Genomic DNA, 9,030 nt, shown 5'->3' on the forward strand with positions numbered 1-9,030 from the left:
TCGATATCTCTAGGAGCCTCCTGACTGTCCACGACGTGGCTGACGGGTCTCATCGTGGCTGTTGTGGCCCTGTGGCGGACGGATTATCTGCATGTTCTCCTCGACGGGCTTCTTGTTTGGCCGGCGGCCGGGTTCCCAGTTCGAGGAGTCGGCTTCGGAGCGCCTCGTTCTCGGTGTGTAGTTGCTCGAGCTGTTCGGTCAGTTCGCGGTTGCGGTCGATCGCGGTTGCGAGCTTGGTGCGGAGGGATTCGGCACTGGCTGCCCTGGAGCGTTCTATTCCGGCGGTGGCGGTGCCGCGCTTCGCGTCGATATCCTGCCGGAGCTGGGTTTGCTTGTAGAGGAAGCTGGTTGAGACGTCGGCGGCTCTGGCGACAGCGACGAAGGTGACGGGTTGTCCGGTGTTGTGCAGCCGGGTGATGGCTCGACGTGCGCGGGCGGTCGCGCTGGTTGTGCGGGCGGCGGCGGCCGCGGTGAGGCGTGCAGTGCGGTGATCGCGGTCGCCATTGCTCACCTGGATTCCTGCGTGTCTGAGTCGATTTCGTCGATGAGCCTGGTGACCTTGTCGAGCATGGTCTTGTTCAGGTCCGCTGCCTGGCGGTCGCCGTTGTCTTGTGCTTGGGCGGCGAGCTGTCTGAGCTGGTCGCGGTGGGTGATGTGTGCGCCGAGGAAGGTGCGGCCGCCGGGGTCGTGGAAGGAGCAGTCGATGCAGGGGTTCGGGCGGAACTCGCAGCGCTGCGTCGCGGGGAGCGTGCAGAACCCGTTGGGCAGTGCGGTGGTGAAGCGGGCGCGCAGGCGCTCGACGGTGGCGTCGACGCCCTTGTCGGGGTTGGTGTCCCAGAATTCGCGGGCTTTGCGGGCGAGGGTGTCGTCGGTAATGCGAGCGTAGGTCGCGGTCATGGTGTCGCTGTGGTGGCCGAGGAAGTCGCGCACTTCCGGTTGGGTCCATCCGTTGTTGAGCAGGTGCATTCCGATGGTGTGGCGGAAGCGGTGGACGTCGCCTCCGGAGATCTTCTCGCCGGTGGCGACGGACGTGGTGATGCCGTGCTCGCGGAACAGTGCGGCGAGGCGGTGTCGTAGCCCGCTGGTGGACCAGGGCTGGGTGCGGCCGGCGATGGCGCTGGACCGGGCGCCAGGGAAGAGGTGCTCGGCGTCGGGGCCGTAGGTGTCGCGGACGCGGGTCTGCTGGTCGCGGATGATCTCGGCGAGGCTTTCGGGGACTGGAAGCCGCCGCCAGGCGCTGGTTTTGGTCATCCAGTATTCGATCCAGTGGCCCTGCTCACTGTGTTGGAGGCAGTCGATCGGGAGGGCGACGAGTTCGGATATGCGGCACCCCGCCCATCGTGTGGTGGCGATCATCGCCCGGAGGGTGGGGTCGGTGGCCGGGTTGTCGACGATCAGGGTGTCGATGCGTTCGATGACATCGGGTGGAAAGGGCCTCGGTCGGCGGGTCTTGCGGTGGACGTTCTCGCCGCGGCGCAGGAAGATCGCTGATCCCAGGTCGTCGACGAGTCCGCAGTCGCGCAGTGTTTCGAGCAGGTAGGCCGCGGTGTTCGCGAGCTGGGGGCTTGCCTTGGTGTCGGGGCGGCGCGTCCATTCGAGGTAGTCCAGGAACGCCGTCCGAGTGACCGCAGACGGTTCGGGAACGGTTCCGTCGAGCGTGAGGAACTGGGCGAGCTGGCGGGTGGCGCGCAGCCACTGGGTGAGCGTTCCCCAGGACATGCGGGAGGTAGACAACTGTTGGCGGGCCAGGCTTTTGACGGCCTCTTTGAGCCAGGGCACCGGGATGGTGGCCCAGTCGACAGCGGTTCGTGTCGCCCCGGCTTGGGTGGCGTCGAGGACGAACTCGAATCCGTCGCGCCACCGCCAGTGATCCGCGGCCCATGGGTCGGGGTCGGTGGCCCCGTGAAGGAGTCGGAAGAACCTCCGGATGTAGGGAGCGCAGAGGGAGTCGAAGTTGGTGTAAGGCCAGTGCTGCCTGCACAGCAGCAGCCAGTCGTCGACGGGGCGTTCGGTCAGGGAGCTGGTGATACGCCCGTGCGCGACCTCGATGAGGACGATCAGGGCGCGGCGCAGGCCGGCGTTGGGGGTCCAGTCGCCGCGGCCGATCTTGGTTGCGGCGACGAACCGGACTTCGTCGGCGGCCGCCGCTGGGATGCGGCGGAAGTCGACGACCTGCGTGGTGGCGGGCCGTCCACGGGGCACGCCGACGGGCAGAGCGCTGGTGGTGGCCCAGGCGTCAAAGTCGGCGGGCTGTCCAGCGCGGAACCACTGGAAGTAGTGGGCATAGCACAGCCCCGAGGTGGCGGCTGCGCGTCCACCGGGGCCGCCGAGCCAGTACCGCTCGCCGTCGCAGTCGGAGACGGCGCACGGGTCGGTGGCGGCGCGGCGGCGGTCGCCGGCGATGTCGACGACCGGCCACGTCGATGCGCACCAAGGCCCGTCCGGCACCTGCAGAGCGGGGACGCCGCGGGGCCCGGACCGGGCGCGCTCGCCGTTACCGCGCGCCATCGCCGTCTCCCTTCAGTCGGTACTGCTGCGGTTCTCGCCAGACCAGATGCTCGGTGGTGCGGAGCTTTTCGGCGAGGTCGTCGCTGGCGAGGTGAATGTAGACGTCGGCGCTGGCCGAATGGGATTGGCCGAGGCGGGCAGCGATCTCGGCCGCGGTCCATCCGGCTTTGGCCAGGGCGGTGGCGTGGGTGTGGCGGAGCATGTGCGGGTTGAGGTCGTCGATCCCGGCGGCGGCGCCGATCCGTTCGATGAGCTGGTAGGCGTTGGAGTAGGTCATCGGACCACCGACGGGTGGGCGTGAGAGGTTGACGAACACGTAATCGCTGTCGACGTGGGCGATCTCACCGAGCAGGTACGCGGCATACAGGTCGAAGAACCGCCGCGGAGCCTCGACGATGAATTGGGTCTTCTGCTTTGATAGCGCCCCGTTGGCGTTGTCGTCACGCCGGCGGATCATCACCTGCCTGCGCATCGGGTTCAAGTCGCCGTGGCGCAGGCCGAGCGCTTGGCCTACCCGCAGGCCCAGGTCGTACTGCGCCGACAGCAGCAGTCGGTCACGGGTGGTCGACGCCGCGGCGAGCAGCTTGGCGAAGTCGGTCTCGAAGTCGATGACCTGCACGGTCTCTGCCGACTGCCGGTCGGGCCGGGCCAGGCGGGAGACTTCGCGCGGACGGCGGTGTTCGAGGTGCGCAAGGAAGCTGTGCGCGCGCCGCGGCAGCTTCGACGGGTTGCGGGTCAGTACCAGATCCTGCGGTCCCCGGCCCTCGACGCGGTGGAACTCGTAAAACTCCCGCACCGCGGCGCTGACCGCTTTCACCGTGCCGGGTGCACGGCCCCCGCACCGCGACGGCAGCGGCGGCAGTCCAGCGGTGAGAACGGCGACGAAGTCACAAAGCTGCCGGAAATCCAGCTCATCCCAAACGATTCCCCGCGCAGCCAGCCAACGATAGAACTGACTCAGGTGCCGCGCGTACGAGCGGACGGTGTTCTGAGAACGTCCGATCGCCCGCTGCCAATGCAGGAACTGCTCGATCTCGAGCACCGGCAAACCCTGTTGGTCGACGACGGTCCACGACCGGACCCCGTGGACCGTGACCGGGGCGGCCCTCATCGCTGGTCCTCGAGGCCGTCGGCGCGGCGCGGCCGGCGGGTCGTGATGTCAGTGCGCCGACGCTGCTGTTCGTCACGCACATCGATGACCACGTCATCGGCGATCGCGGCGTCGGCGATCGACGCAGCGGGCAGCCGCCCGGGCAGCCAGCGCACGTCCCGCTTGCGCCACGCGGCGTACCTCTGCTGCACCTGGTCCATCGGGATCTCGAACCGTTCCCACTGCACCCCGGGGGCGCTGACCCAGATCCGCCGCACGTGCGAATCGGTCGCCGCGTCGTAGTCCCAGGTCAGCTCGCAGTGCGTGGGATCGCCCACCAGCTGCAGAGTCTGCGAGTCCTGCTTGATGAAGGCCTTGCGCCGAGTGTTGGTGCCCTCCATCTCCTTGTGATGGATCGCCAGGTAAGTACGGCCGTGACTACTCACCTCGGACCACTGATACGGCCGCTTGACCAGGTGCCCGGGCGGGTGCATCCCCTGGGTGCTCAGCCACACGTTGGTGCCGGCGGAGACAAACGCCGCAACGTGACTACCCCGCAGCAGCGGCTGCAGCACCGTCCGCAAGTGCGCCGGCTGCCCCGCGGTCAGCGTGTTCCAGTGATCGACCGCGGCCAGCAGCAGCGCGCCGACGCCGATCGTCACCGGGCGCAGGATCCGCTGCGCCTCCTTCCGAGAAACCGCTCCCGCGTCGAGCGGGTTGATGTCGTCGTCCATGAGTGCCGTCACGATCTGTCTCCCATCGATGTAATTACTTGCATGGAATCTTGCCTAACGTGGTACAGTTCTCAGCAAGACAACACGCCGTGACCTGCAGAATTGGCCAAACCGTCTCGCCTCGCTCTCGCGAGCGAGACGGACGTCACATCAGTCACTTGCGTTTCGGATGGAGATAACCGCGTCGGGCAGAAAGTCGCAGTTCACACGGTGTTTCTGCGCAGATTTCGGCTGTTACCGCGATAGCGTGGAACGCAGGGATCGATCGAGGATATGGAGGCGATCTGGGTGACGGCACTCTTCTCGCAGGCCGAGGCGAACCCGGTGATGGTTGCGCTGACACGACTGGCGCACGGCTGGTCGAAGAAGCGGCTCGCTGAGGAGGCCGGGATCTCCGGATCGCACGTCACCCGGGTCGAGGCTGGCGCTCTGCCGCTGGCAGGTAAGGCGCTCGACGATTACGCCCGGGCGTTGCAATGCCCGGTCGAGGCGCTGTGCGTCGCGTTCGAGCGCTCACCTGCGCAGGGCACGCACTTCCGCGCCAACGCCACCACAGCGGAGTGGAAACGTGACCGCGTCTGGGCGCGCGCCAACCTGGTCGCGATGCGGCTAGGCCGGGTCGTCGCCCACACCGATCTCGATCCGGAACTGGCGCTGCCCGATCTCGACCCCGGGGACTACGCCGCCGATCTCGGCGAAATCACGGTCGCGCAAGTCCTGCGCCGGCTCTGGCGCATCGCCGGCCCCATCCGGTCGATGACCGAACTGCTGGAAGCGGCCGGGGTCTTCGTCGTCGTCGAGGACTTCCACGACCGCGAGATCGACGCGGTCACCCTACGCGCCACCGCGCATCACCCGCACCTGGTGTACGTCAACGCCGCACTACCGCCGGACCGGATGCGCATGACCCTCGCGCACGAACTCGGGCACCTGGTGATGGATGCGATGACCCTGGTCAGCCCCACCGAAACCGAGCGACGGGCAAATGTCTTCGCCGCCGAGTTCCTCGCCCCGGTCGACGACATCGGCCCGGCGCTGGACCGGGTCTCGACCCGGACCGTGCACGAGCTCGACGAGCTGCGCCTGGACTGGGGCGTGAGCGAGTCCTCGCTCGTTGTCCGAGCACGCGAGCGCGGCGTGCTCTCCGACCGGCAGTACCGGGCGATGTTCCGACTACTCAACGAAACCGGCCGGATGTACGGCACCCGGCCCGGTGTCCCGACCGAGACACCCGAGCTCGCCCGCGATGTTCTCGCCCAGCTCGCCACCGACGGATACAGCACCACCGAGCTCGACGCCCTGACACTGCTCACCGCCGAGAACCGCACCAGCCTGTTCGGCGCACCCGAGGGTGCCACCGCCGGCAGCCGTCACCTGACCGTCGTCTAACAGCGCGGGGGACGCCAGGGATGTCACGGTGGGGCTGGAACAGCAAGGACGCGGTCAAAGACCACCACTGGCGCGTCCCGCACGGGTCGAACAAGGCAGTGCAGGCCAAAGAGCAGGACGACGCCGCAGGCGGCCGCCACAACCGTGCCATCCGCACCGCACCGAACGCGCTGGGGCGGGTGGTCCTCCGGTGCCAGTACCGGCGCCTGTACGCGGAGCTGCGGTGGACCGATGCGACGAGGAAGCACGCCGAGTACCTCGGCGAGATGACCTGGCACAGCCGCGCCGACAACCTCGCCGCCGCCTGGCGCGAAGCACACGCCCGCGGTCTTACGACCAAGTCCTGCGACCGTCATCCAGTTATTTAATCTGTCGATCTTACGGTGTGCGTTATCAGATAGCGAGCTGGGTGTGGGGCCGACGGGCCGCGTGCCGACCGTTATGTTTCGTCGTCATGCGGGCGCAGTGGATTCGGGTCACCCGTGTTTGCCTGGCCACCAGCTCGCTGGTCCGGCCAGGGTGGCGATTGCGGGTACGACGATCGTTCGGACGACGAAGGTGTCGAGGAGTAGTCCGACACCGATGATGAGGCCGACCTGGGTCATGATGGCGATCGAGCCGACCATCAGTCCGAACATGCTTGCCGCGAAGATGAGGCCGGCGGAGGTGATGACGGAGCCGGTGTTGGTGACGGTTCGTAGGACTCCGATGCGAATGCTGCGGTGGGATTCCTCACGCAGCCTGGAGATCAACAGCATGTTGTAGTCGGCGCCGACGGCGACGAGCACGATGAACGCGAGAAGCGGTACAGGCCAGGCAATCTCGGTGCGAAGGATGCATTGGAAGATCACCACCCCCACGCCGAGGGCTGCAGCGTAGTTCAGGATAACGGTTCCCAGCAGGTAAAGCGGTGCAATGAGCGCTCGGAGTAGTGCGATCAGGATGATGCCGACGATGATGAGGGTGGCCAGGGCGAGTAGCCGGAAATCGTGGCTGAGCAGGCGTTGCAGGTCGGCGTTGATGGCGGGGAATCCCGCTAGCGACACCGATGCGTTCTGCAGGGCGGTGTTGGGTCTCGCTGTCTGGGCTGCGGTGGTGATGGCGTTGGTGAGTTCAATCGCCTGGCTGCTGTAGGGATCGGCGTCGGTTTGGATGGCATAGCGCACTGTCCGCCCGTCTGGAGAGACGAATTGTGCAGCAACGTCGGAAAACTTTTGGTTGACGAACGCGTCAGGCGGTAGGTAGAAACCCGTGGCGGCGTCCGAGCCGCGGGTTTCGCGGGCGGTGGTCTGTAGTTGCGCGGCAAGGGTGGCCATCCCGGCGAACTGTTGCAGGTTGCTGTCGACGAGTGCGGCGACTCCCCCGGCAATCGCGCGGGAGCCAGCAGCGAGTTGACTCACCCCGTTCTGAAGCTGGGCGAGTTGTGCGGGGAGGTCGCGCGCGGTGACAGCACCCAGCGTTGTGTCCAATGTGTCCACTGCGGCGGTGAGTTGCGCGGTGATGGTGGTGATGGGTGTGCCGAGGTTGCCCAGTTGCCCGGAGAGAGCGCCGATTTGGAGGAGGAAGTTGGAATCCCGCAGTGTGCCCAGGGTCCGGAGTTGCTGTTGGACGGCGGCGCACTGAGGGATCGGGGCGCACCAGGGAGCGTTGTCGAGCAAGGGCCGCACGGCGGTCACGAGACTCAAGGCGTCGGATGCCTGCCTTGCCGCGGTGGCCAATTGCGGTGCCTGCCCAATGAGTTGGTCGAGTGCGGGTGCGGTTGTGCGGAGTTGACCGAGCAGTGGTCGGTATTGCTGGATCTGTTGTCCCGCGGTCGTGGCCTGGTCGAGAATTCGCAACAGCGGTGTCAGGTTGGCGCGGATCTGGCTGTCGAGCGTGGCAAGGCCGGTCGCGAGTTGGTCGGCGCCATCTCGAAGTTGGAACAGGTCGCCAGTGCGTGATCGGCCGTCACTGACTGCCGCGGCGAGTCGGTCACCGATCTGTCCGTTCTGCCACGACAGCTGGGCTTGTTCGAGGCGGCTGCCGGTGGGTCGGGTCACGCCGACAACCCGGGTCACTCCCGGGACTTGCGCGACGCGTGATGCCAGGTCGTCGAGGTCAGCCAGCCCTTTCGCGGTACGCATGTCGTTCGGGGATTGGATCACGAGGAATTCCGGGACGGTAGTGTTGGTCGGGAAGTGCCGGTCGAGCAGTGCGTAACCCTCGTTACTGTCAGTGGTGGCGGGTTGTCCGCTGCGGTCGTCGTAGGTGATGGTGATGCCCAACGCCACTGCGCCGAGGGCGAGCAGAGCGACGAGTGTCATAGCCAGTAGCGAGGCGGGGCGCCGTACGACGAGTACCGCGATGCGGTTCCAGTAGCGCCGCGTCAGGTCCGCGCGGGGTGCACCCCACCCGAGGTGGGAGGCGGCGTGCAGGACCGGCGGTAGCAGGGTGACCGTGGCGAGGAACCCGATGACGATCGCGATCGCACATGCCGGCCCGAGAGTGGAGAAGACGCTCAGTTTTCCGAACACCATCGCCAGGAACGCCAGGGCGACGGTTGCGGCGGAGGCGAGGATGACGCGCCCGATCGTAGCGGTGGCGTCGATGAGCGCAGGTGCGTGCTCGGCGCCCGACCGTAATCGCTCGTGGTAGCGGCTGATGAAGAAGACCGTGTAGTCGACGCCGGCACCGAGCAGGATCACCGTCATGAACGCGACGGTGAACTGTGAAACGGGCATTCCGAACTCGCCCAACGCTGACACCACACCGCGACCCACCCCGAGGCTGATCCCGATCACCAGCAGGGGTACGAGCGCGGTGAACAGCGACCGGTAGACCACCAGCAGGATGAACGCGATCAGCAGAACCGTGGCCATGGTGATCACCACAAGGTCCTTTTCGGCCGTGACGATCTGATCGCTGAAGGTGGCGGTGGGCCCGGTGACGTGTACGGTTGTACCGGTGCCGGAGAACGAATGATAGGCGAGGTCGCGCACGGAATCCAAGGCGCGAGTCGCGGCGGGGCCGCCCAGCGTTCCGGTCAGCCCCACCGGCAGGTACCAGGCCGTCCCGTCGCGGCTCACCGCCTGCGACGCCGTCGTCGGATCCCCCACCAGGTCACGGACGGAAGCGACATCGGCGGTGGCGCCACGAAGTTTCTGAACAAGCTCGTCGTAGCGTACGCGCACCGTCGGGGTGAGGCCGCCACGGTTCTCCATGGCGATGAAAACCGTTGTCTTGGCGCCTTTCTCCCCGAACGCCGTACCCATCCGGTCGAAAGCCTGAAATGACGGCACTCCCGCAGGGATCGGATCGACCGATTGTTGG

At 66.8% G+C, this 9,030-nt stretch carries 7 protein-coding genes; 2 read left to right on the forward strand and 5 right to left on the reverse strand.

Annotated elements, in window-relative coordinates:
- Window positions 1–49: 49 nt before the first annotated feature.
- The 4 genes from FK529_RS19490 to FK529_RS19505 all read right to left on the reverse strand — a co-directional run bounded on the left by FK529_RS19490 (window position 50) and on the right by FK529_RS19505 (window position 4,344).
- Window positions 50–511: a DUF6262 family protein gene (locus tag FK529_RS19490; RefSeq protein WP_220270942.1), complete on the reverse strand. Its 462-nt coding sequence runs from the start codon at window positions 509–511 to the stop codon at window positions 50–52.
- Window positions 508–2,508: a tyrosine-type recombinase/integrase gene (locus FK529_RS19495; protein WP_223120764.1), complete on the reverse strand. Its 2,001-nt coding sequence runs from the start codon at window positions 2,506–2,508 to the stop codon at window positions 508–510. Before FK529_RS19495 ends, FK529_RS19490 begins: the two co-directional genes overlap by 4 nt.
- Window positions 2,495–3,550 carry a tyrosine-type recombinase/integrase gene (locus FK529_RS19500; protein ID WP_225536077.1) on the reverse strand — a complete coding sequence of 352 codons (1,056 nt, stop codon included), beginning with the start codon at window positions 3,548–3,550 and terminating at the stop codon, window positions 2,495–2,497. The genes FK529_RS19495 and FK529_RS19500 overlap by 14 nt, the downstream gene beginning before the upstream one ends.
- Before the next feature lie 65 nt (window positions 3,551–3,615).
- Window positions 3,616–4,344 (reverse strand): hypothetical protein, encoded by a 729-nt coding sequence (locus tag FK529_RS19505; RefSeq protein ID WP_225536078.1) that lies wholly within the window; start codon window positions 4,342–4,344, stop codon window positions 3,616–3,618.
- Window positions 4,345–4,620: 276 nt separating this feature from the next.
- On the opposite strand from FK529_RS19505, the gene FK529_RS19510 reads away from it, so the two are divergent.
- Both FK529_RS19510 and FK529_RS19515 read left to right on the forward strand, forming a co-directional pair.
- Window positions 4,621–5,721 (forward strand): ImmA/IrrE family metallo-endopeptidase, encoded by a 1,101-nt coding sequence (locus tag FK529_RS19510; RefSeq protein ID WP_225536079.1) that lies wholly within the window; start codon window positions 4,621–4,623, stop codon window positions 5,719–5,721.
- Between the two features lie 20 nt (window positions 5,722–5,741).
- Window positions 5,742–6,089: a hypothetical protein gene (locus FK529_RS19515; RefSeq protein ID WP_068526275.1), complete on the forward strand. Its 348-nt coding sequence runs from the start codon at window positions 5,742–5,744 to the stop codon at window positions 6,087–6,089.
- Window positions 6,090–6,197: 108 nt separating this feature from the next.
- On the opposite strand, the gene FK529_RS19520 is transcribed toward FK529_RS19515, so the two are convergent.
- Window positions 6,198–9,030 (reverse strand): MMPL/RND family transporter (locus FK529_RS19520; protein WP_193559737.1); only part of this gene is annotated, 2,833 nt, incomplete at its 5' end.

This window comes from Tsukamurella asaccharolytica, assembly GCF_007858435.1.
In the GTDB taxonomy this organism is placed as follows: domain Bacteria; phylum Actinomycetota; class Actinomycetes; order Mycobacteriales; family Mycobacteriaceae; genus Tsukamurella; species Tsukamurella asaccharolytica.